21 protein-coding genes and 1 pseudogene are annotated in these 24,596 nt (G+C 72.6%); 12 read left to right on the top strand and 10 right to left on the bottom strand.

Annotated elements, in window-relative coordinates; all coding sequences use genetic code 11:
* Nucleotides 1-4: 4 nt before the first annotated feature.
* The 6 genes from AB0O76_RS05100 to AB0O76_RS05075 all read left to right on the top strand — a co-directional run bounded on the left by AB0O76_RS05100 (nt 5) and on the right by AB0O76_RS05075 (nt 6,913).
* The gene (locus AB0O76_RS05100; RefSeq protein ID WP_365485619.1) at nt 5-2,083 is read left to right on the top strand and encodes an ABC transporter ATP-binding protein; all 2,079 of its coding nucleotides are present in this window, start codon (nt 5-7) and stop codon (nt 2,081-2,083) included.
* On the top strand, nt 2,080-2,985 hold the full coding sequence (gene mmuM / locus AB0O76_RS05095) for a homocysteine S-methyltransferase (RefSeq protein ID WP_365485617.1): 906 nt from the start codon (nt 2,080-2,082) through the stop codon (nt 2,983-2,985). The genes AB0O76_RS05100 and mmuM overlap by 4 nt, the downstream gene beginning before the upstream one ends.
* Nucleotides 2,986-3,063: 78 nt before the next feature.
* Complete coding sequence (locus AB0O76_RS05090; RefSeq protein WP_365485615.1) at nt 3,064-4,155, top strand: exo-alpha-sialidase; 1,092 nt, start codon at nt 3,064-3,066, stop codon at nt 4,153-4,155.
* 33 nt (nt 4,156-4,188) lie between these two features.
* Nucleotides 4,189-4,866 (top strand): uracil-DNA glycosylase, encoded by a 678-nt coding sequence (locus AB0O76_RS05085; protein ID WP_365485613.1) that lies wholly within the window; start codon nt 4,189-4,191, stop codon nt 4,864-4,866.
* Nucleotides 4,863-5,873 (top strand): BadF/BadG/BcrA/BcrD ATPase family protein, encoded by a 1,011-nt coding sequence (locus AB0O76_RS05080; protein ID WP_365485611.1) that lies wholly within the window; start codon nt 4,863-4,865, stop codon nt 5,871-5,873. The genes AB0O76_RS05085 and AB0O76_RS05080 overlap by 4 nt, the downstream gene beginning before the upstream one ends.
* A gap of 95 nt (nt 5,874-5,968) precedes the next feature.
* Complete coding sequence (locus AB0O76_RS05075; RefSeq protein WP_365485609.1) at nt 5,969-6,913, top strand: hypothetical protein; 945 nt, start codon at nt 5,969-5,971, stop codon at nt 6,911-6,913.
* 101 nt (nt 6,914-7,014) lie between these two features.
* Here AB0O76_RS05075 and AB0O76_RS05070 read toward each other — a convergent pair whose 3' ends face one another.
* From AB0O76_RS05070 to AB0O76_RS05040, 7 genes are all read right to left on the bottom strand, one after another.
* Nucleotides 7,015-8,067: a lactonase family protein gene (locus tag AB0O76_RS05070; RefSeq protein ID WP_365485607.1), complete on the bottom strand. Its 1,053-nt coding sequence runs from the start codon at nt 8,065-8,067 to the stop codon at nt 7,015-7,017.
* 75 nt (nt 8,068-8,142) lie between these two features.
* Nucleotides 8,143-9,411 (bottom strand): nitric oxide synthase oxygenase, encoded by a 1,269-nt coding sequence (locus tag AB0O76_RS05065; protein WP_365485605.1) that lies wholly within the window; start codon nt 9,409-9,411, stop codon nt 8,143-8,145.
* A 403-nt stretch (nt 9,412-9,814) separates the two neighbouring features.
* Nucleotides 9,815-11,326 (bottom strand): FUSC family protein, encoded by a 1,512-nt coding sequence (locus AB0O76_RS05060; RefSeq protein WP_365486323.1) that lies wholly within the window; start codon nt 11,324-11,326, stop codon nt 9,815-9,817.
* Nucleotides 11,327-11,472: 146 nt separating this feature from the next.
* A complete protein-coding gene (locus AB0O76_RS05055) occupies nt 11,473-11,997 on the bottom strand; it encodes a hypothetical protein (protein ID WP_365485603.1) in 525 nt (174 codons plus the stop codon).
* A 360-nt stretch (nt 11,998-12,357) separates the two neighbouring features.
* Nucleotides 12,358-12,954: an ankyrin repeat domain-containing protein gene (locus tag AB0O76_RS05050; protein ID WP_365485601.1), complete on the bottom strand. Its 597-nt coding sequence runs from the start codon at nt 12,952-12,954 to the stop codon at nt 12,358-12,360.
* Between the two features lie 38 nt (nt 12,955-12,992).
* A complete protein-coding gene (locus tag AB0O76_RS05045; RefSeq protein WP_365485599.1) occupies nt 12,993-13,544 on the bottom strand; it encodes a heme-binding protein in 552 nt (183 codons plus the stop codon).
* A gap of 222 nt (nt 13,545-13,766) precedes the next feature.
* Nucleotides 13,767-14,396, bottom strand: a complete 630-nt coding sequence (locus AB0O76_RS05040; RefSeq protein ID WP_365485597.1) for a PAS domain-containing protein — start codon at nt 14,394-14,396, stop codon at nt 13,767-13,769.
* Nucleotides 14,397-14,572: 176 nt separating this feature from the next.
* Here AB0O76_RS05040 and AB0O76_RS05035 point away from each other — a divergent pair, with 176 nt between their 5' ends.
* The gene (locus AB0O76_RS05035; RefSeq protein ID WP_365485595.1) at nt 14,573-17,827 is read left to right on the top strand and encodes a cytochrome P450; all 3,255 of its coding nucleotides are present in this window, start codon (nt 14,573-14,575) and stop codon (nt 17,825-17,827) included.
* On the opposite strand, the gene AB0O76_RS05030 is transcribed toward AB0O76_RS05035, so the two are convergent.
* Entirely contained in the window at nt 17,797-17,970 is a 174-nt protein-coding gene (locus tag AB0O76_RS05030) for a hypothetical protein (protein WP_365485593.1), read from the bottom strand. The two genes, AB0O76_RS05035 and AB0O76_RS05030, sit on opposite strands and share 31 nt — an antisense overlap.
* Nucleotides 17,971-18,039: 69 nt before the next feature.
* On the opposite strand from AB0O76_RS05030, the gene AB0O76_RS05025 reads away from it, so the two are divergent.
* A complete protein-coding gene (locus tag AB0O76_RS05025; protein WP_365485591.1) occupies nt 18,040-18,432 on the top strand; it encodes a nuclear transport factor 2 family protein in 393 nt (130 codons plus the stop codon).
* A 13-nt stretch (nt 18,433-18,445) separates the two neighbouring features.
* Here the strand turns inward: AB0O76_RS05025 and AB0O76_RS05020 are convergent, their stop codons facing one another.
* Nucleotides 18,446-19,408 carry a LysR family transcriptional regulator gene (locus tag AB0O76_RS05020; RefSeq protein WP_365485589.1) on the bottom strand — a complete coding sequence of 321 codons (963 nt, stop codon included), beginning with the start codon at nt 19,406-19,408 and terminating at the stop codon, nt 18,446-18,448.
* A gap of 119 nt (nt 19,409-19,527) precedes the next feature.
* On the opposite strand from AB0O76_RS05020, the gene AB0O76_RS05015 reads away from it, so the two are divergent.
* From AB0O76_RS05015 to AB0O76_RS05000, 4 genes are all read left to right on the top strand, one after another.
* Nucleotides 19,528-20,223, top strand: coding sequence for a type 1 glutamine amidotransferase domain-containing protein (locus AB0O76_RS05015; RefSeq protein ID WP_365485587.1), 696 nt, complete (start codon nt 19,528-19,530; stop codon nt 20,221-20,223).
* Between the two features lie 5 nt (nt 20,224-20,228).
* Complete coding sequence (locus AB0O76_RS05010; protein WP_365485585.1) at nt 20,229-20,810, top strand: TetR/AcrR family transcriptional regulator; 582 nt, start codon at nt 20,229-20,231, stop codon at nt 20,808-20,810.
* A gap of 119 nt (nt 20,811-20,929) precedes the next feature.
* Nucleotides 20,930-23,275, top strand: coding sequence for a molybdopterin cofactor-binding domain-containing protein (locus AB0O76_RS05005; protein WP_365485583.1), 2,346 nt, complete (start codon nt 20,930-20,932; stop codon nt 23,273-23,275).
* 10 nt (nt 23,276-23,285) lie between these two features.
* Complete coding sequence (locus AB0O76_RS05000) at nt 23,286-23,762, top strand: (2Fe-2S)-binding protein (protein ID WP_365485581.1); 477 nt, start codon at nt 23,286-23,288, stop codon at nt 23,760-23,762.
* Here the strand turns inward: AB0O76_RS05000 and AB0O76_RS04995 are convergent.
* Nucleotides 23,737-24,501: pseudogene (locus AB0O76_RS04995) on the bottom strand (MFS transporter); the annotation flags it as partial. The gene AB0O76_RS05000 and the pseudogene AB0O76_RS04995 sit on opposite strands and share 26 nt — an antisense overlap.
* Nucleotides 24,502-24,596 lie beyond the last annotated feature (95 nt).

The following is a 24,596-nucleotide window of genomic DNA, read 5'->3' as shown; positions in this document are numbered from 1 at the left end:
CAACATGACCGAACTTCTGCTCAAGGTGACCGAGCCCCTGCTCAAGATCGAAGACCTGCGGGTCGACATCGCATCGCGCGACCGCACCGTCCACGCCCTCGACGGCGTCTCGCTGGAACTCGCCCCGGGCGAGGCCCTGGGCGTCGTGGGCGAGTCGGGCTGCGGCAAGACGATGACCGCGCTCAGCGTCCTCGGGCTCCTGCCGCCCGGCGGTCAAGTCACCGGCGGGCACGTCCTGTTCGACGGACAGGACCTGGCCGCCGCGCCCGCTCCCGTCCTCCAGGACGTACGCGGCAACACCATCGGCATGGTCTTCCAGGACCCGCTGACCTCCCTCAACCCGACGATGACGATCGGCGCGCAGGTGGCCGAGCCGCTCCTGCTGCACCGCACCGACCTGGGCAGGAAGGAAGCCTGGGCGCGCGCCGATGAGATGCTGCGCCTGGTCGGCATGCCACAGCCCGCCGAGCGCATGAAGGCGTATCCGCATCAGCTGTCGGGCGGCATGCGCCAGCGCGTGGCGATCGCCATGGCCCTGGTCTGCGAGCCGAAACTGCTGATCGCCGACGAGCCGACGACCGCGCTCGACGTGACGACGCAGCACCAGATCCTGGAGCTGATCGACGGTCTGCGGCAGCGGCTCGGCATGGCGATGATCCTGGTCACCCACGATCTGGGTGTCATCGCCAACCGGGTCGACCGCGTCGCGGTGATGTACGCGGGGAAGGTCGCCGAACAGTCCGATGTGCGCGGCCTGTTCGCGCGGCCCCGGCACCGCTACACCGAGGCGCTGTTCGCCTCGCTCCCCGAGCGTGCGGCCGACAACGGCACCGAGCTCCACACCATCCCCGGCCTTCCGCCCAACCTGGCGGTGCGCCCCACGGGGTGCAGGTTCGCGCCGCGTTGCACCTTCGCCACGGACGAGTGCCGCACGCAGGAGCCGCCGCTCGCGGACGATGAAGTGGGGGGCGGTGAAGTGGGGGGCGGTGAACACCGGTTCGCCTGCTTCCACCCGGTGCCGGACAACGCGTCGGAGGCCGAGGTCGTGGTCCCGGCAACCGTGCCCGCGCCGCGCGCCTCCGGTGACGTGCTCCTCGAACTCGACGCGCTGGTCAAGGAGTTCCCCCTCAAGGGCGGCACGTTCTCGCGCCGCAGGGGCACGGTCAGCGCGGTCGGCGGGGTTTCCCTGGAGATCCGCAAGGGCGAGACGTTCGGCATGGTCGGCGAGTCCGGGTGCGGCAAGACGACGCTCGGGCGGATCGTCGCGGGCCTTGAGGAGCCGACGGCGGGGAGCGTCCGCTTCGAGGGCAGCGACCCGGCGGACATGTCACGGGGCGAGCGGCGTGCGCACCGGCGGCGCGTGCAGCTGATGTTCCAGGACTCCACGGCCGCCATGGACCCCCGGATGCGGGTCGGCGAGATCCTGCGGGAGCCGCTGGTCATCCAGGGCGTCGGCAGCCGGGCCGACCAGGAGAAGCTGGTCGCCGAACTCCTGGACTCGGTGGGCCTGCCGCGCGGCGCCGTGCACCGCTATCCGCACGAGTTCTCCGGAGGGCAGCGTCAACGCCTCGGCCTGGCACGGGCGTTGACGCTCTCCCCCGATCTGGTGATCGCCGACGAGCCGGTCTCCGCGCTCGACGTGTCCGTCCAGGCGCAGATCCTCAACCTGATGCGGGAGCTGCAGCGGGAACGCGGCCTGACGTATCTGTTCATCTCGCACGACCTGGCCGTCGTGCGCCACCTGGCGGACACGGTCGGTGTGATGTACCTCGGCAAGCTGGTGGAGTCGGGCCCCGCCGAGCAGGTGTACGCCCACCCGCTGCACCCCTACACGCGCGGGCTGCTCGACACGGTCAACCTGCCCGACCCGGAGGCGGCGGCAGGCCTCGACCGCACACCCCTGGAGGGCGAGACACCGTCGGCCGCGAAGCCTCCGACGGGCTGCCGCTTCCGCACCCGGTGCCCGATGGCCCAGGAGGTGTGCTCGACCACGGAACCGCCGGTGAGCACCCCGAACAGTGCGGGACACCAGGTCGCCTGCCACTTCCCGCTGCCCGCGCCTCGGCTAGCGTCGACGGCGTGAGACTCGCACAGGCCCTGACCCGCCGCCCGCTCGTCCTTGACGGCGGTCTCTCCAACCAGCTGGAGGCCGCCGGGCACGACCTGGGCGACGCCCTCTGGTCGGCGCGGCTCCTGGCCGACGAGCCGGAGGCGATCGCGGCGGCGCACCGCGCGTACTACGAGGCGGGCGCGGACATCGCCACCACGGCGAGCTATCAGGCGACGTTCGAGGGCTTCGCCAAGCAGGGCATCGATGCCCTGAGCACCGCTGAACTGCTGCGTCTGAGCGTGGAGTTGGCGCGGGACGCGGGGGCGGGTGTCGGCCGGGAGGTGTGGGTGGCGGCCTCCGCGGGCCCTTACGGGGCGATCCTCGCGGACGGCTCCGAGTACCGGGGCAGGTACGGCCTGACCGTGGCCGAGCTCGAGCGTTTCCACCGTCCGCGCCTGGAGGTCCTCGCGGACGCGGCGCCCGACGTCCTCGCCCTGGAGACGGTGCCGGACACGGACGAGGCTCGGGCGCTGCTGCGCGCGGTCCGCGGCCTCGGCGTCCCCGCATGGCTGTCGTACACGGTCTCCGGCGGCTTCACCCGCGCGGGCCAGCCCCTGACCGAGGCCTTCGCGCTCGCGGCCGACGCCGACGAGATCCTCGCGGTGGGCGTCAACTGCTGCGACCCGCGTGACGCGGACGCGGCGGTGCGCCTGGCCGTGAGGATCACCGGGAAGCCGGTGGTGGTCTACCCCAACAGCGGCGAGACATGGGACGCGGACACCAAGAGTTGGCGGGGGCCCCAGCGCTTCAGCGCGGGCCGGGTCACCGGCTGGCGGGACGCGGGGGCACGGTTGATCGGCGGGTGCTGCCGGGTCGGCCCTGAGACGATCGCGGAGCTGGCCGGCGAACTGGACACCCCGCCCGACCTGCGATGACGTCCGCGCAGGGGTGACTGTCAGTGCCGAGGTGCAGACTGGCTGATACCTGAGACAACGACGTCGGAGGTGGCCACCATGGCCGATCTCATCCTGACCGTAGGCACCCGAAAAGGTCTCTTCATCGGCCGCAAACGGAGCGGCACCGACACCTGGCGGTTCGACGAAAGGCCGTACTTCAACGCCCAGGCCATCTACTCGGTGGCCATCGACACCCGCGGCGACACCCCCCGGATCCTGGTGGGCGGCGACAGCTCCCACTTCGGCCCCTCGGTCTTCCACTCCGACGACCTCGGCAGGACCTGGACGGAGCCGGCCAAGGCGGCCGTCAAGTTCCCCAAGGACACCGACGCCTCCCTGGAGCGCGTCTGGCAACTGCACCCCGCGACCGCCGAACCGGACGTCGTGTACGCGGGCACGGAACCGGCGGCGCTGTACAAGTCGCAGGACAGGGGCGAAACCTTCGAGCTCGTGCGCCCCCTCTGGGAGCACCCCACCCGCGGCGAGTGGGTGCCGGGCGGCGGCGGAGAAGGCCTGCACACGGTCCTGACCGACCCCCGCGACCCGGACGCGGTGACCGTCGCCGTCTCCACCGCCGGAGTGTTCCGCACGCTGGACGGCGGCAGGAGCTGGGCCCCGTCGAACAGCGGTGTCTCCGCGGTCTTCCTGCCGGACCCGAACCCGGAGTTCGGCCAGTGCGTGCACAAGGTCGCCAGGGACGCCGCCGACCCGGACCGCCTGTATCTGCAGAACCACTGGGGCGTGTTCCGCAGCGACGACACGGGCGCGCACTGGTCGGACATCGGCGAGGGCCTCCCCTCCGACTTCGGCTTCGCCGTCGTCGCGCACCCGCACCGGGCGGACACGGCGTATGTCTTCCCGATCAACGCGGACATCGACCGCGTCCCCGCCGACCGCCGATGCCGGGTCTACCGCACGGGCGACGCGGGCAAGAGCTGGGAGCCGCTCAGCGCGGGCCTCCCTTCGGGCGACCATTACGGCACGGTGCTGCGGGACGCGATGTGGAGCGACGGCCAGGACCCGGCGGGCATCTACTTCGGCAATCGCAACGGCGAGGTGTACGCCTCGGCGGACGACGGCGACAGCTGGCAGGAGCTGGCGTCCCACCTGCCCGACGTACTGTGCGTCAGGGCGGCGGCCATCGGTTGATCGACGCCCCCGTTACGGCAGTAGGGTGACGCCGTGGCACCACGACCCTTGCATGAAATCGTCGAGGCGGGCTGGGCGAAGGCCCTCGAACCCGTCGCCGGAAAGATCGCCGAGATGGGCGGCTTCCTGCGCGCGGAGATCGCCGCGGGACGCACCTACCTCCCGTCCGGGCCGAACGTGCTCCGCGCGTTCCAACAGCCCTTCGACGAGGTGCGGGTGTTGATCGTCGGCCAGGACCCCTACCCCACACCGGGGCACGCGGTGGGGTTGTCGTTCTCGGTCGCGCCCGAGGTGCGTCCGCTGCCCGGCAGCCTCATCAACATCTACCGCGAGATGGGCAGCGACCTGGGGCTCCCACCGCCGTCGAACGGCGACCTCACGCCGTGGACACAGCAGGGCGTCCTGCTGCTCAACAAGGCGCTCACCACGGCCCCCGGGCGCCCGGCGGCGCACCGGGGCAAGGGCTGGGAGGAGGTCACCGAGCAGGCCATCAAGGCGCTCGCCGCGCGCGGGCGGCCCCTCGTCTCCATCCTGTGGGGGCGTGACGCCCGCAATCTGCGGCCGCTGCTCGGCCCGCTGCCCTCGGTGGAGTCCGCGCACCCGTCGCCCATGTCGGCGGACCGCGGTTTCTTCGGCTCGCGCCCCTTCAGCAGGGCCAACGACCTGCTGGTCCAGCAGGGCGCACAGCCGGTGGACTGGCGGCTGCCGTGACAGACGCCCCGTGCGTCATCGGGGTGGACTCGGGCGGCTCGGGGATGCGGGTCGCCCTCGGCGGGCCCGCGGCATCACGCCGCCCGGAGCCGCTGAGTTCGAAGGAGCCCGTGCGCACCGGCTCACGCGGCATCGACGCAGGGCACTTCATGGAGCAACTGCTGCCCATGGCAGAGGAGTTGCTGCGGCAGGCGGGCAGCGGGCGGATCACGGCCGTGGCCATCGGCGCCGCCGGCATGGCGTCCCTCGGTGAGGAACTCCGCGCCGAACTGCCGTCCGCCCTGCGCCAGTCCCTGGGCGTACGCCGCCTCGCGCTCGCCGCGGACGCCGTCACCGCGTACGCCGGAGCGCTCGGCGACCGTCCCGGCGCGGTCGTCGCGGCGGGCACCGGCATGATCGCGATCGGCACGGACCTGGCGTCCTGGCGGCGGGCCGACGGCTGGGGCCATCTGCTCGGGGACTGCGGTGGCGGCGCGTGGATCGGCCGCGCGGGGCTCGACGCGGCGATGCGGGCGTTCGACGGGCGGCGCGGTGGGTCGGCCGCGCTGCGGGCCCGCGCCGAGGAATTGTTCGGCCGGCTGTCCGGGCTGCCGGGACAGCTCTACCCCCGCACGGACCGGCCCGCCGTGCTCGCCTCCTTCGCGCCCGAGGTGGCGCACTGCGCGCCGGACGATCCCGTGGCGGCGGGCATCCTGCGCACCGCGGCCGCGCACATCGCCGAGACGGCGGCGGCCGCCTGCCCGCCGCCCGCTACCGGCGACCTGCCCGAAGTCGCCCTGACCGGCGGCCTGTTCAAGATCGGCGAGCCGCTCCTTGCGCCTCTGCGCGCCGAACTGGCGGAGCAGCTGCCCTCGGCACGCCAGGTCGCGGCCGCCGGTGACCCGCTGGACGGGGCGGTGCGCATCGCCGCCGACATCGCCGCGGACCGGCTCCGGCTGCCGCTCGACGCGCGCATGCTCACCGTTCACACAGACATGCTCACCGTGCGCACAGAAGGCAACAGTTGACCTCCGCGTAACTCATCGGACAAAAGCGGACGTATACCGCCCACCTGTACCCTCCCCGAACAGCGAAGCCCCCAAGACCAGTAGCATGCGGGGCCATGAGCTCCCCCACCGGGCCCGCATCAGGCCTGCCCGTACGAATGCCGCGACCCCGCCAGCCCGGTCGGCACCGCCGCCCGGAGCCCGTGGCGGCTCCCGAGAACGCGCCCGCGCTCGTCCTCGCCGTACCGGGCGTACCCAGCACCGCCACGCGCAGCCTCGCCGAGGAGGTCGTGAGCATCGCCCGCTCCGAGCTGCCCGGCCTCGACGCCCGCATCGGATACCTCGACGGCACCGAGGACGCGACGACCACCTCGTTCCCGGAGTTCCCCTCGCTGCAGTCCGTGCTCGCGCACGCCTCCACCGAGCGCACCGCCCGCTTTGAGCAGGCGCGCGCCGCTGGGGCGGACGTCGCCGAGCCCGACGGCCCCGTCGCCGTCGTGGTGCCGCTCCTGGCGGGCCCCGACAACGCGCTGATGCGGCGCGTGCGGCAGGCCGTGATGGACAGCCGCGCGCCCGCCGAGCTGACCGATGTGCTCGGCCCGCACCCGCTGCTCGCCGAGGCGCTGCACGTGCGCCTCTCGGAGGCCGGTCTGGCCCGCGCCGACCGCGCCCGTCTCTTCACGGTGGCGACCGCGGCGGACGGCATCGTCCTCGCCACGGTCGGCGGCGAGGAGGCCGTGCAGGCCGCCGGGATCACCGGCATGCTGCTCGCGGCGCGCCTCGCGGTGCCGGTGATGGCCGCCGCGCTCGACCAGGAGGGCGCCATCGCGGCGACCGCCGAGCAGCTGCGCGGCTCCGGCTCCACCCAGCTGGCGCTCGCCCCGTACCTGATCGGCCCGGAGATCGACGTGAGCCTGCTCGATGACGCCGCCAAGGAGGCGGGCTGCTCCGTCGCCGAGTCGCTCGGCGCCTACCCGGCGATCGGCAAGCTGGCGCTCTCCAAGTACGCGACGGCGCTGGGCATCGCCCCGCAGCAGCCGTCGGGCGCGCCGGTCCACTGACCGCGCCGCGCATACGGGTCTGATGCCGTTACGCCGATGGGCCCGCCCCCGGGACAGGGGGCGGGCCCATCGGCGTACCGCGAGGACCAAAGGTTTCAGCCTCAGCCGAAGATCACGCAGGAGGCGGCAGGAGCCTCGATGGCACCCGCGCGCCGCGGGATGCCCGTCTCCGGGTCGATCGCGAACCAGGTCACGTCGCCCGACCGCTCGTTGGCCACGTACAGAAACCTCCCCGACGGATCGATGGCCAGGTCACGCGGCCAGTGGCCGCCGCACGGCACGGTGGCCGTCAGCCGCGGCCGATCGCCCGCCGCGTCGAGCGCGAGCACCGAGATGACGTCCTGGCCGCGGGTCGCGGTCCACAGGAACCGGCCGTCGGGCGCGACGACGACCTCGGAGGGGTGCGCCTCGCCGTCGCCGTCCGCGGGTCCTGGCAGCACGGCCGCCTCGCCGAGCGGCTTGAGCGCGCCGTCGGCGGCGTCCCAGGCGCAGATGGTGACGGTGGGCGCGAGTTCGTTCAGGACGTACGCACGCTCGCCGCGCGGGTGGAAGGCGACATGGCGCGGGCCCGAGCCGGGCCGCAGCGCGACCTCGCGGTGGAGGGTGAGGCCGCCCTGATCGGTGAGCGCGCAGACGCGTACGGAGTCGGTGCCGAGGTCCACGCTCACCACCCATCGGCCGCTCGGATCGGGCAGCACCTCGTGGGCGTGCGGGCCCTGCTGGCGCTGCGGGTGGGGCCCGGAGCCGGTGTGCCGGAAGACGTCGGAGGGGGCGGGGGCGAGCGTTCCGTCCGGGTGCACGGGCACGACGGTGACGCTGCCGGAGCCGTAGTTCGCGGTGAGGACATGGTCCTCGAACAGGGCGAGATGGGTGGGCGCCGCGGCTTCGACGAGGACCTGGGGTCCGGTCCGCTCGGGCTTGTCGCCGTCGACGCGGAAGGCGGCGACGGCGCCGTCGGAGGTCTCGCTGACGGCGTACAGGGTGTCGCCGGCGGGCGAGAGCGCGAGGTAGGAGGGATCGGGGAGGGCGTCCGTGGCGCTGAGGACGGTCAGCGCGCCGCTTTCCGCGTCGACGGCGGTCGTGAGGATGCCGGACCCGCCCGCCGCGGTGAAGGACCCGATGTACGCCCGTTGCCTGTCTCCGTGCCTGCCCACCACTGCGTTCCCCTCTCGACCGGAGAGCGCCGCGGCCACGTGGCGGCGCTGCTGCGGCCGACGCTAGCAGTCGGTCTAGACCAACGCGTCGCCTGATTCGCCGCGCGTCCGGGCGAGTGCCTCCGGGTGGTGGACATAGGCGGGATGCCGCTCCACCGTGTCGTACGTGCGGTGGAAGACGGGCGTCGCGCTTCCGGACAGCGGCGGCACGATCCAGGACCAGTCGGCGCCCACGGTCCTGCCCTTGCTCTCCTCGCGGCCCAGGTGGGTCAGGAAGCGGCGGGACTCGGTGTGGTGGTCGGTCATGGTGACGCCCGCCCGGTCGAACGAGTGCAGCACGGCGCGGTTGAGCTCGACGAGGGCGCGGTCCTTCCAGAGCGAGCGGTCGCTGCCGGTGTCGAGGCCAAGGAGTTCGGCGACGCGCGGCAGCAGGTCGTAGCGGTCGCTGTCGGCGAGGTTGCGGGCGCCGATCTCGGTGCCCATGTACCAGCCGTTGAAGGGCGCGGCCGGGTAGCAGACGCCGCCGATCTCCAGGCACATGCAGGCCATCGCGGGAACGGCGTGCCAGCGCAGCTCAAGGCCCGCCAAGGCGGGGTGTTCGGGGTGCTCGATCGGTACTTCGAGCACCGCGTCGGGCGGCAGCCTGAACCAGCGCGGCTTGTCGTCGGTTCCCTGGATCACCAGGGGCAGTACGTCGAAGGGGCTGCCTGGGCCACCGGGCCAGCCGAGGTGGCGTGCGAGCGCGGTGATGCCGACGTTGCGCGGGTCGCCGGTGACGCCGCCGCCGGGGCGTTCGTACCCGGCGTACCGGATGAGCTGCTCGTTCCAGATGCGCGGCCCCGGACGTCCCGGGGCGTCGGGCGCGAAGACGGTGATGACGGGCCTGATCCGCCCCCTGTCGCGCACGGCCTCCCGCAGATGCTCCGCCGACGCGGCGGCGACGTCATCGGCGCCGGTCAGTTCCCTGTGGTCGATGACGCGCAGGGAATGCCAGTAGAGGCGCCCGATGCACCGGGCGGCGTTGCGCCAGGCGAGCCGGGCGCCGAAGGCGAGCTCCTCCGGGGTGTGGCGGTAGGTGCCGCCCTCCGCGATCTCGGCGAACACCTGGGCGACGCGCGGTGCGGGGTCGCCGAGACCGGCCTCGCCGTGGTGCAGCCGGACGAACTCGGCGGCGGCCCGGCGGAGGGCGGGTTCCGGCAGGATGTCGGGCGCAGGCGGGGCTCCCGGGGCTCCGTCCTCGTGGCCCGCCGCGCCGTCCGGGCACTGCGCGTCGGCGGCGCGCTGGTGCGGGTGGCCGAGGTCGGCGGGCGTTCCGTGTACGGCCCTGCGCAGGAAATTCCGCATGGTGTACCCCCAGGCGGCTCCGGGGCACGGACCGCTCCCGCACGGCCCGCGCGTCTGTTAGCCGCGGAGTTACCCCTCGGACCGCCTGATCCACCCTGTATGTGCCCGGTGAACATGCCTCAGATGGGGGCAATGTGTCCACGTCGTGACCGAATGAGCGCCCCGAAGGGGCGCGGGGCTGTGACATCTGCGGCTCCGCCGCGTGAGCGCGACCAGCCACAGACGGCCCGCAGAATCGCGCCCGCAGGGGCGCGGGGCTGTGACATCTGCGGCTCCGCCGCGTGGGCGCGACCAGCCACAAACAACCTGCGGACGCCAAGCCACGGAAGGCCCCCTTCCCCCGCGGACGCCGCGAGCCACGGAAAGAGCCCCCAGCTCCGTCACCGCCCAACCAGCGGAGCGCTCACGCTCCGATCAGCGGCGTACGCGTCGAGCTGTGCAGCGGCCCCGACAGCTCGGAAAGAGCCTTCTCCAGGCCATGGAGATGGGCGAGCACCGGCTCGGCGGCGGCGCCCTGCGGCACGGCGACCGGGTGGGCAGCGTGGCCGCCCAGCATCCGCTCCGGCGCGGTCAGCGCCTCCACCGCCGCCTCCACGCGCCAGCAGGCCGCGGCGAGGCGGTCGTCGTGCGAGGCCTCGGGGTCCGCGGCGATCGAGGCGAGGCCGCGCACCTCGCGGGCACAGTCGTCGAGCAGCGCGAGCACCTGCCGGGCGCGCTCCTTGCGAGCCCGCAGCGGGCTGAGCGGATGCACAAGCGGGGCGAGCGAGAACCGCACCTTGCCCAGAAGCTGCTCCAGCTCGGCGACGCGCGGGGCGGGGTCCGCCGACTCGGATCCGGCGAGCCGGGCGGCGGCCTCGGCGGTGCAGGCGTGCACACAGCGCAGGGCGCGCTGGATCCAGGCGTTGGTGGTGGCGTGCGTGGTGACGGGCAGGACGAGGAGCACGGCGATGACGGCGCCGAGCGCCCCGACGCCGGTCTCGGCGACGCGCAGGGCGAGCAGCCCCGGGTTCAGGACCCCGAGCAGGCCGTACAGCACTCCGGCCATCACGGTGACGGCGAGCATCATCCACGTGTACGACACGGCGGCGGTGTAGAAGATCCCGAAGACGCTGACGGCGACGATGACCGCCGAGGGCACGGGAGCGCCGTGCAGCGGCACCGCGAGGACGAAGCCGACCCCGATGCCGATGACGGTGCCGAGGACCCGCCGGAAGCTCCGCACCAGCGTCTCGCCGCTCGACGCGGTGTTCACGAAGACCCACCAGGTGGCGCCCACCGCCCAGTACCAGCGCTGGTCGGAGAGCACCTGTCCGAGCCCGAGCGCGAAGGCCCCGCCGAGCGTCGCCTGGACGGCCTGCCGGGTCGTCGTACGCGCGAGGCCCTTGCCGCCGGGCGGGGCCGGCACGGCCGCGGGCGGCATCCGCCGCTCGTAGCACCACACCCCGAACCGCACGGCCGAGGAGGCGCACAGCGACAGCAGGACGGCGGCGAACAGCTCGGGCAGCTGCCCCGGCCGCGTGTGCAGGAACTGCGTGGCGAAGAACATCATGAACGCGAACACCCCGAGCGAGTGCCCGCGCGGCCCCCACCGCCGCGCGTACACCCCGGCGCCCATGACCGCGAGGAAGGCGGCGTCCCGTGCCACGGGGTAGTCGTGCAGCAGCGCCGCGACGGCAAGGACTGGAAGCCCGACGGCGGGCAGCAGGGCGGTGGTGACCGCCTGGCCGCGCACGGTCGCGTCGGTCACCGTGAAGAGGGCGAGCAGCGCGGCGAGGCCACCCGTGATCGCCGCGACGAGGGAGTGTCCGGCCACACCGCAGAGGACCACGGCAAGGCTGATCCCGAGGACGGCCCGAGACGCGAAGCGCAACCGCGCCCGCCCCGGATCCGGCGCCACGAACACCCTCTTCAGCACAGCTTCCCGCCCCTTCGACGTCCTGCCCGACATGCCCGCATGAAAAAGGCGCCGCGGAGTTCCGCAGCGCCATCGACAGACACATCACACCATCCACCCGCACCCTGGCTCAACCGACACCGATTCGGCTGGGCCATTGGCACACCTCACTCTCCTGATGCCGTACCGCGAGCGGGCCAACGGACCACACGGTCGCCGTGGCGCAGGCGGGACCAGGCTCCGACGCCCAGAGCTGTTCCGATGCCCAGGAAGGCACACGCCCCGGCGGGCACCACCCACTCCGTCATCGAGGACTCGGTGTGACTGCCGCTCCGAGTGAGGGCGAGCACGGCGGTCAGCAGGCCGTAGGGGACGAGCAGCGTGCCCGCCAGGGCCGGGGTGAGCAGCAGCCACCGGGGGAACCTGCGTCCCCATGGCCGGACGAGGGCGAAGGCCAGCACCACGCCCATCAGCGCCAGCACGGCCGTGAAGTCGATGCCGTGCCGCTCCAGCCACACCACCTCGTCGGAGGCACCGTTCTTCGCGAACTCGTCGGCCAGGTCGAACCCGTCGGCGAGCCCCGCTCTGCCGCCCATCGCCCAGAACGTCTTCAGGGCGATGTAGGGCACGGCAGCCGCACTGCCCAGGGCCACGACCGTCCGAGCCACCGCCGGCGTCACCACACGTGTCATTCCCACTCCTGTTCTCGCGAGCCTCACCGGCCGACGACCGCCGTCGGCCGGTCTCACGGTGCTCTCCTGCGAGCGTGCGGGCATCACGCCTGGGTACCGTCGCCGCGGTGGCGCCTCCGCCACGCGGCGGAGCGGACGTCAGAGCACCGCGATCCCCAGCGGCCGTACCCAGCCACGCCCTCGGCGGTCGCGACCCATGCCCTGCCGTCGTCGCCGACGACCAGGCCGTACGGCGCGGCGCCCACTTTCACGGAGTCGATGGGCCCGCGTTCGGGGTCGACGAACGTGACGGTGTCGCTGTCGAAATCCGCCAGCCGGTGACCAGGAGGGCCACGGCCACCGCGCCGAGCAGGCCCGCCCTCACGAAACGGCCCTCAGGAGCGCCGCGATGGTGTCGAAGCCGCGCCGCTCGGCATGTCGCAGCGGTGTGACGCCGTCCGCGTCGGCGAGGTCGGGGCGGGCGCCCGCCGTGATGAGCAGTTCCACGATCTCCTGGTGCGGCAGGTCCCCGTCGCCGAGGATCACGGCCTCCAGGAGGGCCGTCCAGCCGAGGTCGTTGACGTGGTTCACGTCGATGTCCGTCTCGCGCAGCACCGCGCGTACGTAGGCGACGTGGCCGCGTTCGCTCGCCGGGATCACCGAGACGCCGCCGAACCGGTTGCGCAAGGTCAGGTCAGGCCCCGCGGGCAGCAGCACGCGCATCATCGCGACGCTGCCGGTGACCCCGGTGACCAGCCACGCGCTGTCGCTGCGGCGGTCCTGCGCGTTGGGGTCCGCCCCGGCGTCGACCAGCACGCGGGCGGCCTCCACATGGCTGCCCAACGAGGCGAGCAGCAGCGGGGAGCGCAGCTCCTCGTCGCGGGCCTCCACCGACGCCCCCGCGTCCAGGGCGGCGCGCACCTCGGCGGCGTCACCCCGGCGGGCGGCCTCCAGGAGCCGGCGGTTGTGGTCGTGCATCTCGGTCCTCCAGTGACGTATCGACGCATGCCCCGCTGCTACTTGGCGAGGGCGGCGATGCCGGCCTGGGCGAACTTCTCGTCCAGGTTGCCGGAGGGCGCGCCCGCGACACCGATGCCCGCGATCGGGGCGCCCTTGGCGGCGACGGGGGCGCCGCCCGCGAGGAAGAGGGTGCCGGGGATGTCCTTCAGCGTGGGGGCCTTGTCGAGGCGCTTGGCCAGCTCGGAGGTCGGGGCGTTCCAGGAGACGGCGGTGAACGCCTTCTTCTCGGCCGCCTCGTAGGACTGCGGGCCCGCGCCGTCGCCGCGCAGCGTCAGGATGGTGTTGCCGTTGCGGTCGACGACTGCGACGGAGACGCGCTGGTTCTCCTTCTCAGCGGCGTCGAGGGTGGCCTGCGCGGCCTCGGTGGCGGCGTCGATCGTCAGGTGGGAGGTCTGCGTGACGTTCTTCTCGGCGGCGTCGGCCTTGGCCGCGGCGGGGGCGGCCGGCGTGGCGGCGTTGGCGGAGACGGCCCCGAACGTACCGGCGGAGAGGGCGGCGGCGGCAACGGTGCCGGTGAGGACGCGGGTACGCAGCGACATCTTCTTCATGGTGGGCTCCTTCGAATGGACTGGCCGGATGGACCGGGGGACCGGCCGGATGGACCGCGGGACCGGCCGGATGGGCCGGGGAAGCTCGGGAAGCTCTGCGTTCCCGCTCTGACATCCATCCTGGGTCCGGATCCGGGCCGGTCCGGTCGGCCCAGGGGCCTCCTTCACCGCCCCCGACGGTCGACGGCCGGGTCAACCGATCGGTTGACCCCCGGTCGCCGCTCATGCCACCGTCGGCGGCCATTTCCCCGGAACGAGCACCCCCAGCGCGTACGCCCGCGCGACGAGCTCCGTCCGGTTCGACGCGCCCCAGCGCTCGGTCAGGCGGCGCAGGTGGTAGGTGACGCCGTCCCTGGTGAGGCCCGTTTCGCGGGCCGCTCTTGCCGTGGTGGCGCCCGTGGCGAGCAGGGCCAGGATGCGGGCCTCGGACGGGGTGGCCGTCGCCTCCGGCGCGGCGGGGGCGGTGTCCTCGCCCAGAACGCGGAGCAGGACAAGCAGCCCGGGGACCTCGTCCGCGGTGTCGCTCACCGGCTCCGCCGTCAGCTCGCCGTGGCGGCGCACCCCGTCGGCGGCCTCCCAGCGCACCGCCACGGGGTAGCGGGAGCGGCGGCCCAGGCGCACCGCCTCGACGATCCGGACGACCTGTGTCTTCTCCTCGGGGCGGAACAGTTCCAGTACGTTGCGGTCGCGCAGGGCGCCGGGCGTCGCACCCCACTCCGTCGCCATCGCCGGGTTGGCCAGGATGATCGCCCCGTCGGCGGCGCACACCGCGACCGGCGTCGGGATGCGGTCGAAGAGGGTCATGGCGCGGTTGCGCCACAGCACGGAGTCCACGGACGGCTCCGTGTCCATGTGCGGCTCCTTCCGTGGATGTCGATCCGGGCGAGGCCGATCGGGGCGGAAGCCGTCAAGTGCGTGGCGGCCCACGGCACTACACAATCATGTAGTGGCACGGTACTGACCCGGGGGTAAGAACGATCAAGCTGGGGAGCAGTGACTTCCGTACGGCGAAAGGCAGTTGTCGCGCCATGCCCCCCACACCCGCCCCCACCGCAGCACTCCCGGACCTGTCCGCACCCGGACACACGAGCGATGACGCCGACGGCGTTCCGCTGATCGACATCTCCGCGACCGGTCCTGGGCACGCCCCGCTGCAGCAGGCCATGGAGCTGACCCGGCGGCACGGTCCGGTGCTGCTGCGGCGGCTGCACGGCAGGGAAGCCCTGTTCGTCAGCGATCTCGACCTCGTCACCGAACTCGCCGACGAGCAGCGGTTCGCCAAGCATGTCGGGCCCGCCCTGGAGAACGTGCGCGAGTTCACCGCGGACGGCCTGTTCACCGCGTACAACGACGAGCCCGACTGGGCCCGTGCACACGACATCCTGATGCCCGCGTTCGCGCTGGGCTCGATGCGGACCTACCACCCGGTCATGCTGCGCGTCGCCCACCGGCTCATCGAGTCGTGGGACCGCGGCGCGCGCGACGGGCGTCCTGTCGACGTGCCCGGCGACATGACCCGGATGACGCTCGACACCATCGGCCTCGCCGGGTTCGGCTATGACTTCGGGTCCTTCGAGCGGGCCGAGCCGCATCCGTTCGTCGACGCCATGGTCCGCTGCCTGGAGTGGAGCATGACGCGTCTGAGCCGTACGCCGGGCAGCGACCACTCGGCGGCCGACGCGGCGTTCCGGGCCGACGCCGGCTATCTGGCGCAGGTGGTCGACGAGGTCGTCTCCGCGCGCGCCGACGCTCCCGGCACGGCGGAGTCCGCCGAGGATCTGCTCGGCCTGATGCTCACCGCGCGGCATCCGGGCGACGGCGGGAAGCTGAGCACCGCCAACATCCGCAACCAGGTGATCACGTTCCTGATCGCGGGGCACGAGACGACGTCGGGCGCGATGTCGTTCGCCCTGTACTACCTGGCCAAGCACCCGGCCGTGCTGCGGCTCGTGCGCCGCGAGGTCGACGCGCTCTGGGGCGACACCTCCGACCCCGAGCCGACGTTCGACGAGGTCGGACGGCTCACCTACACCCGCCAGGTGCTCAACGAAGCGCTGCGGCTGTGGCCGACGGCCGCCGCGTTCGGCCGCCACGCCCGCGAGGACACGCTGCTCGGCGGCCGCATCCCGCTGCGTGCCGGGCAGGGCGTCACGGTCCTGACGCCGATGCTGCACCGGCACCCGGTGTGGGGCGACAACCCGGAGCTGTTCGACCCCTCGCGCTTCACCCCGGAGGCGGAGGCGGCCCGCTCCCCGCACGCGTATCTGCCGTTCGGCACCGGTGAACGGGCCTGTATCGGGCGGCAGTTCGCGCTGCACGAGGCGACGATGCTCCTCGCCATGCTGGTCCACCGCTACCGCCTTCACGACCACGCCGACTACCGGCTCACCGTCAAGGAGACGCTCACCCTCAAGCCCGAGGGCTTCACGCTCACCCTCACGCCCCGCACCGCGGCCGACCGTGTGCACGGCGAGCTGCCGGGCACGGGCGCCCGCCCCGCGGCTGCCGTCGAGACCGATGCGGTCGCCCTGCCCGCACGGGTCCGCGCCGGAACCCGCGCGCTCTTCCTGCACGGCAGCAACTACGGCACCTGCCGGGACTTCGCGGCCCAACTCGCCGACGAGGCGGCCTCGGTGGGCTGCGAGACGGAGGTGGCGCCGCTCGACGCGTACGCCGGGGCGCTGCCCGTCGACCGCCCGGTCGTCATCACCGCCGCCTCCTACAACGGCCGCCCCACCGACGACGCTGCGGCCTTCGCCTCCTGGCTGGACGGCGCACCCGCGGCCACCGCCGAGAACGTCACATACGCGGTGCTCGGCGTGGGCGACCGGAACTGGGCCGCCACCTATCAGCACGTACCGACCCGCTTCGACGAACGGCTCGCGGACCTTGGCGGCACCCGGCTCCTCGACCGTACGGCGGCCGACGCGTCGGGCGATCTCGGCGGCGCGGTACGGGACTTCACGGCCCGGCTGCGCACCGCGCTGCTCGAACACTACGGCGACCCCGACGCGGTGGAAGAGGCTCAGCCGTCGGACGCGTACGAGGTCCGTGAGCTGACCGGCGGTCCGCTGGACGCCCTGGCCGCGCGCCACAGGCTCGTCCCGATGACCGTGACGGAGGCGTACGACCTCACCGCGCCCGGCCACCCCCGTGTCAAGCGGTTCGTGCGGCTCGCGCTGCCCGAGGGCGTGACCTACCGGACCGGCGACCATCTCACGGTGCTGCCCGTCCAGGACCCGGCGTCCGTCGAACGGGCCGCCGGCGCGCTCGGCGTGGACCTGGACGCCGTCCTCGACATCCGCGCGGGCCGCCCGCGCCGTGACGGTCTCGCCGTGGATCGCCCGCTGACGGTCCGCCAACTCCTTTCCCGGCATGTCGAGTTGCAGGAGCGCCCGACCGCCGGGCAGCTGGCCGTGCTCGCCGCGGCCAACCCCTGCCCGCCGGAGCGTGCGGCCCTCGCCGCCCTGGCCGACGACGCCGAGGCGCGGGCCGCCGACGGGCGCACGCTGCTCGAAGTGGTCGAGGCGCACCCGGCGCTGCGCGGCGCCCTGGACTGGCCGACGCTTCTGGAGGTGCTCACGCCGCTGCGTCCGCGCCACTATTCGGTGTCCTCGTCGCCCGCCGTCCGGCCCGGCCAGGTGGACCTGATGGTGTCCCTGCTGCAGGCGCCCGCCCGCTCCGGGAGCGGCCGCCTCTACCGGGGGACGGGCTCCGGCCATCTGGTCGGCCTGCTGCCGGGCGACACGGTCCTCGCCCGCGTCCAGCCGTGCCGCGAGGCCTTCCGCATCGATCACACGGACACAGCACCGGTCATCATGGTCGCTGCCGGAACCGGTCTTGCGCCCTTCCGGGGTACGGTCGCGGACCGTGCCGCGCTGGTGGCCGGAGGCTCCCAACTCCCGCCCGCACTCTGCTACTTCGGCTGCGACCATCCGGACGCCGACTTCCTGCACGCCGACGAGCTGCGCGCCGCCGAGGCCGCGGGGGCGGTCTCACTGCGGCCCGCGTTCAGCGAGGCCCCCGGCTCGACCGTCGGCGGGGGCACCTTCGTCCAGCACCGCATCGCCGCCGAGGGCGACGAGGTGTGGGGGCTGCTGACCGCCGGTGCCCGCATCTACGTCTGCGGCGACGGCTCCCGGATGGCACCCGGCGTACGCGACGCCTTCCGCACTCTCCACCGGGACCGCACCCCGGGGGCCACGGCCGAGGACTCCGAGCAGTGGCTCGACGGGCTGATCGGGGCGGGGCGTTACGTCGAGGACGTGTACGCCGCCGGGTAGGGCGACGCCTCGCGGCGGGCCAGGATCTCCAGGACCCGCTCGCAGCAGCGCAGGTTCTCCTCCTCGAAGGCGCGACCGCGCATCAGCGTGACGCTCCAGCTCGCGGTAGAGCCGCTGGGGAGTGGCCGACCAGAAGTTCCCATCTGGACACCGTACACCGATGCGATTAGCCTCCCACGCACCTACTCAACAAATTGACTATGAGGTGTGGCATGCAGGCATTCCGCAAGGCCGTCGAGGCGGGCGACCACACGGCCATCGAGGCGCTCCTGGCCGATGACGTGGTCTTCACCAGCCCGGTCGTGTTCCGCCCGTACCCCGGCAAGGCGACCACGGCGGCGATCCTGCGCGGCGTCACGCGCGTCTTCGAGGACTTCCGCTACGTACGCGAGATCAATGACGCCGGTGGCCGTGACTTCGCGCTCGTCTTCGCCGCCCGCGTCGGCGACCGCGAGATCAGCGGCTGCGACTTCCTCCACCTCGACGAGGACGGCCTGATCGACGAGCTCACGGTGATGGTGCGTCCGCTGTCGGCCGCGCAGGCGCTTGCCGCCGCCATGGGCGCCCAGTGGGAGCGGATCACCGAGGAGGCGGCCGCCGGGTGAGCCGGGCCCGCGGCTACCAGGCGCGGGCGGCCTTGATCAGCTGATCGCGGACCAGCGCGACGTGCGGGTTGTCCGCGGAGCCGGGGCGCTGGACCAGGTAGCCGGTGTTGATCGGGGCGTCCTGCGGATCGTTCAACAGGACGAGGCTGCCCGCGGCCAGCGCGTCGCGGCACAGATAGCGGGGCAGCACGGAGAAGCCCGCGCCCGCGATCACGGCGGAGAGCACTCCGCGCAGATCGGGCACGGTGACGGAGGCTTCGCGGGTCAGGCGCTTGCCGAAGACGTGGCGCCAGTAGCGGCGGGCGATCGGCAGATCCTCGGCGTAGGTGACGAGCGGGACGTCGTGCAGCACGGCCGGTCCTTCGGCGGCGATCCGGTCGGGGCCGCCGATCCGCTCGGCCCACGACTGGGCGGCGACCAGGACGAACTCCTCGTCGGCCAGCGGCACTGCGGTCAGGGAACGCCCGCGGGGCCTGGCCGTGGCGATCACCAGGTCGTGGCGTCCGGCGCGCAGTTCGTCCAGGAGCGGATCGGTCAGGCCGGTGGCGATCCGCAGCCGGACGCCCTTCTCGACGAGCGGCGCGAGGGCGGGCAGCGCGCTGTGGCAGAGCATCTCGGCCGGGCCCGCCAGATGGACGGGCTCGGCCGGGGCGCCGTCGAGGGGGCCGCCGTGACCGGTGACCGCCGCCAGGGCGTCGAGGGGATCGACGATGCGGGAGGCGAGCGCGTCCGCGAACGGCGCGGGTGCGACGCCACGCGGCAGCCGCTCGAACAGCTCCCGGCCGACCTGCCGCTCCAGGGTGCGGATCTGGGTGGTGACGGTGGGCTGCGAGAGGCCGAGCAGGCGCGCGGCGGCGGTGAGGGACCCCGAGCGGTACACGGCGAGGAAGGTGCGCAGAAGGTTCAGGTCCAGCGGAGCACCCGCTGTTGCCGCCTGCGCCGTCCCCGGCAACCCATTGGAATCCTTATCTTCCATATGGCTCAGCCTATTGGATTTCCTTGGGGAGACGGACCTACCTTCGAGGACATCAACGCACTGACGTTCTGAGCACGGAACGTCAGGGACTCCAGCCATCGGAAGCCTCGGAGAGACACATGTCCAAGATCCTGTTCGTCATGACCGGCGCCCACCACTGGACCCTGGCCGACGGCACCCAGCACCCGACCGGCTTCTGGGCCGAGGAGGCCGTCGCCCCCTACGAGGCCTTCAAGGCCGCGGGCCACGAGATCGTCGTCGCGACGCCGGGCGGTGTCGTCCCGCCCGTGGACCGGGCGAGCCTGGCGCCCGAGTTCAACGGCGGCCAGGAAGGCGCCGACAAGGTCGCCGCCACCCTCGACTCGATCGACGAGCTGAACCACCCCGTCAAGCTCGAAGAGGTCGACCTGGCCGACTACGCCGCGGTCTTCTACCCCGGCGGCCACGGCCCCATGGAGGACCTTGCCGTCAACGCGGACTCGGGCAGGCTCCTCACTCTCGCCCTGGAGTCGGGCAAGCCGCTCGGCGTGGTCTGCCACGCACCGGCCGCCCTGCTCGCCGCGACCAAGGCCGACGGCTCCAACGCCTTCGCGGGCTACGAGCTGACCGGCTTCACCAACGTCGAGGAGACCCAGTCCGGGTTCGCCGACAAGGCCAAGTGGCTGCTCCAGGACCGCCTGGTCGTGGCGGGCGTCAACTTCCAGGAGGGCGAGCCGTGGGCCCCGAAGGTCGTCGTCGACCGCAACCTGGTCACCGGCCAGAACCCGGCGTCCGCCGCCCCGGCGGCCACCGAACTCCTGAAGAAGCTGGCCTGACCCCTATGGGCACCGACCGGCTCGACGAGGTCCTCGACGCCGCCTACGACTGCCTCACCAGGTACGGCGTACGGCGCACCACGATGGACGACATCGCCGGCACCATGGGCGTGTCCCGGTCAGCGGTCTACCAGTACGTACGCAACAAGGACGACGCCTTCCGCAAGCTCGCCCGGCGCCTGCACACCCAGGCGCTGGAGCGGGCCGGGCGGGCGGCCGCCGACACGGACGCCCCGCACGCCGAACGCATCCGGGGCGTCCTCGCGGCCAAGCTCGACCTGGTCCTCCGCCTGGCCGGGGACTCGCCGCACTCCGCCGAACTCCTCGACCACAAGGCCCGTTTGTTCGGCGACATCTGTCACGACTTCACCGGCTCGCTGCGCCGCCTGCTCATCGGCCTGTTCAGCGAGGCGGGGACCCCCGTGACGGTGGACCCCGCCGAGGCCGCCGACATGTGCATCGCGCTCGTCATCGGCCTGGAGTCGGTGTCCGAGGGGGAGCGCCTTTTCGGGCCCGCGACGGACGCGCTCCTGACCGGGCTCCTCGCCCCTCCGGTCACGACGGGCGGCGTAACCACTTTCCCCTGAGCTGACTTCCGGTCAATTCCTGTGGTGGCTGTGTGGATTTTTCGCCCCCTCGCTGCGGTCCCTGCCGCCGCGCCATAGGCTCCCCCGGCTGATCGTTCACGTTCCGGGGAGGAGCACCCATGGCAGCACAGCGCCGTTCGGCACCGGATGTGGAGGCTGAACCGGATGGGCCCGACGGGTCCGACGGGCCCGGCCGCCGCAGGGTGCTCGCGTATCTGCTCGCGGCGCCGACGCTGGCCGTCGGCGTGCGCCTGGGCGTGGACTCGGCCGGCGAGAGCGCCGATGCCGTGGTGCCGTCGCCGCCGCAGCCCGAGAACCTCCTCGACCTCGGCGATCTGCAGAACCTGGCGGCGGCTCCCACCGCGGGCCTGATCGCCGTCCAGGTGCACGCCGACGGCACGGCGTCCTTCGCGGTGCCACGGGCCGAGGTGGGCCAGGGCATGACCACGGCGGTCGCGATGATGATCGCCGAGGAGATGGACCTGCCCATCGGCAAGGTCAAGGTGACGATGGCCGACGCCCGCCCGGAACTCCTGATGAACCAGCTGACCGGCGGGTCGAACTCGATGCGCAGCATGTACCGCCCGGTGCGCGTCGCGGCGGCCGTGGCCCGGCAGCGGCTCGTCGCGACGGCCGCCGAGCAGTGGGGAGTCGACGCGTCCGAACTCACCACCAAGGACGGCGTCATCGCGTACGGCTCCGAGAAGAGCGCCACGTACGGATCGCTCGCGAAGGCGGCGGCAAGCACCCACGTCGTCCAGGCATCGGCCAGGCTGAAGGAACCCTCGGAGTTCACCGTCCTCGGCACCCCGCAGAACCGGGTCGACGCGCTGGCCGCCGTGACCGGGCGCAAGACGTTCGGGATGGACATGCAGATCCCGGACGCCAAGCCGACGATGGTGCGCAGGCCGCCGACGATCAACGGCACGGTCGTGTCCGTGGAGAACGCCGACGCGGTGCGGGGCATGCCGGGCATCACCGATGTCGTGACCGTCGAGCACGGTGTGGCGGTGCGCGGCGAGACGTTCGGCCAGTGCATCGACGCGCTGCGGGCGCTGAAGGTGACCTGGGGGCGTGGCACCGTCGACGGGGAGTCGGACGGCACCGTCCTCGCCAAGCTCAAGAAGGCGGCGCTGCCGATGGTCGTGCCGCCGCTGCTCACCAAGAAGGTCGACGCCGAGTTCACCTTCGCGTTCGCCAGCAACAGCCCTCTTGAGCCCGACAACGCGATCGCGGACGTGCGCGCCGACCGTGCCGAGATCTGGTCGAGCCTCAAGGTGCCGATCGTCGCCCAGCGGGAGATCGCCACGCGGCTCGGGCTGCCCCAGAAGGCGGTCACCGTGCATGTGATCGAGGGCGGCGGCTCGTTCGGGCGGCATCTCTTCCACGATGTGGCCGCCGAAGCCGCCGAGATCTCGCAGAAGATGGGCAAGCCGGTCAAGCTGTCGTGGTCCCGTACGGACAACTTCCGGCAGGGGCGCACCCATCCGATGTGTGTCTCGCGGGTCCGCGCGACGTACGCGCTCGGCAATGTCCTCAGCTACGAGCAGCGGCACACCAGTTCACAGACCGACTTCGGCCACGGCCTGGGCGAGATGATCACGTCGACGGCGGCGAAGCTGCCGGTGGCGGGCAATCTGACGTTCGCCGAGACCATCTTCCAGCTGACCCAGTCCACGCCGTACAACTTCGGGGTGACCACGCAGCTCCTCAACGAGGTGCCGCTGAAGTTCAACACGGGCAGCATGCGCAACATCTACTCGCCGAACGTGGCGTGTGCGCGGGAGCTCGTCGTCGACCTGCTTGCGGCGAAGCTCGGCAAGGATCCGGTGGAGTTCCGCCGCGAGTTCCTCAAGGACAAACGGCTGCGGGCCGTACTGGACAAGGCAGTTGAGGTGGGCAGATGGGGCAAGTCCCTTCCCGCCGGGGTCGCGCAGGGCATCGCGCTGCACTCCGAGTACCGGGGAGCGGTCGCCGCGCTCGTCGAGATCGACTGCCGGCCCGAGACGGTGAACCGGAAGGTCAGGGACGGAGTCACCGGACCGCGCGTCAGCAAGGCCCTGATGGTCGTGGACGCGGGCTTCGCCATCAACCCCCGTGGCCTGGAGGCCCAGATGATGGGCGGCATGAACGATGCCCTCGCCATGGCGCTCACCTCCAGCCTGCACATCAAGGACGGCATCCCGCTGGAGGGCAGCTGGGACAACTACTTCTACACCCGGCAGTGGAACACCCCGCTCGATCTGCGGGTCGTCGTGATGCCGAGCACCGGCGACAAGCCCTCCGGGGCGGGCGAGTTGGGGGTCGCGCCCGCGTTCGCCGCGATCGCCTGCGCCTACGCCCGCGCCACCGGGACACTGCCGACCAGCTTCCCGATCAACCACGGCACGCTCAGCTTCGAACCGCTGCCGCTCGAGCCGTCGACGCCGCAGTCCCCCACCGACGGTCTCGACCGCGCCTACTGAGGAGCCTTTCGTGCCAAGCCACACCTTCAAGCTCAACGGCGAGCAGATCACCGTCGAGGCCGAGGACGACGTACGCCTCCTGTGGGTCCTTCGCGACCTGCTGGGCGTCACGGGACCCAAGTACGGCTGCGGTCTCGGTGTCTGCCAGTCCTGTACGTCTCACATCAACGGCAAGGCGTTCAACCCCTGTTCGGTGCCGGTGTCGAAGATCGGCTCCGACGACGAGATCACCACCATCGAGGGCCTGCCCGGCACGGTCGGCAAGGAACTGCACCCCATGCAGGAGGCCTGGCTGGAGCTCGACGTGTCGCAGTGCGGGTACTGCCAGCCGGGGCAGATCATGGCCGCGGTCGCCAAGGTGCGGCAGGCCGCCGACGCCGGTCGTGAGATCAGCGACGGCGACCTGGACGAGATCCGCAACATCTGCCGGTGCGGCACGTACACACGGATCCGGGAGGCCATCAAGGCCGGGGCGAAGCAGATGTGAACTCCCTTTTCTCCACGGTGAGTTCGGGCGCCCGGGCGGCGTCGGGGCCCGCGCCCCGGCGCCGGGCGGGGAACCCGTGCCTGCGGGCGGCGACCACCACGACGAGCACCGGTACGAGCAGGGCGAGGACGCTCCAGGGGAAGGACTCCGAGCCGAGCTGCCCGAGGAGGATGCCGCCGACGACTCCGCCGCCCGCCATGGCCGCGTTCCAGAGGGTGACGAGCATGGCCTGCGCGGCGTCCGCCGACTCACCGCCCGCGTCGCCGACGGCGGTCTGCAGCAGCGTGGGGGCGCCGCCCCAGCCGAGCCCCCACAGCGTCACGGCCACATAGACGAGCGCGGGGCTGTCGGCGAGCACCGCGAGGAGCGCGGCGGCCACGGCGACCAGCAGGGCGCTCGCGATGGTGAGCGTACGGAGCCTGCGGTGGATGTGGGCGCCCACAATCCAGATGCTCAGCAGGGACGCGGCGCCGAAGACGAGCAGGACGACGTCGGTGGAGCCGCCCATGCCGAGGTGGTCGAGGAACGTGGCGATGTACGTGTAGAGGATGGTGTGGGCCAGGACGAAGACCAGCGTGACGGTCAGGACCGGTGTCACGCCGGGGATGCGCAGGGTCGAGAGGACCGGGGTGCGGCCCTCGCGCCGCTGCCCGGGATGGTCGGGGACCGACACGGTGATCCAGGCGAGCAGTACGACGGTGAGCACGGTCATCAGCAGGAACGCGACGCGCCAGCCGAGCGCCTAGGGCCTGTCCGATGGGTCAGGCCGGTCTTCGCGCCGGGTGCCGATTCAGCAGGGCCGAGCGGGCCCTGGTGCGTGCAGCTGCAAGGCGG

Source organism: Streptomyces sp. NPDC086554, from assembly GCF_040686095.1.
GTDB lineage: Bacteria > Actinomycetota > Actinomycetes > Streptomycetales > Streptomycetaceae > Streptomyces.
Note: the sequence above shows the minus strand (reverse complement) of the source record. Positions and strands in the feature narration are given on the sequence as shown.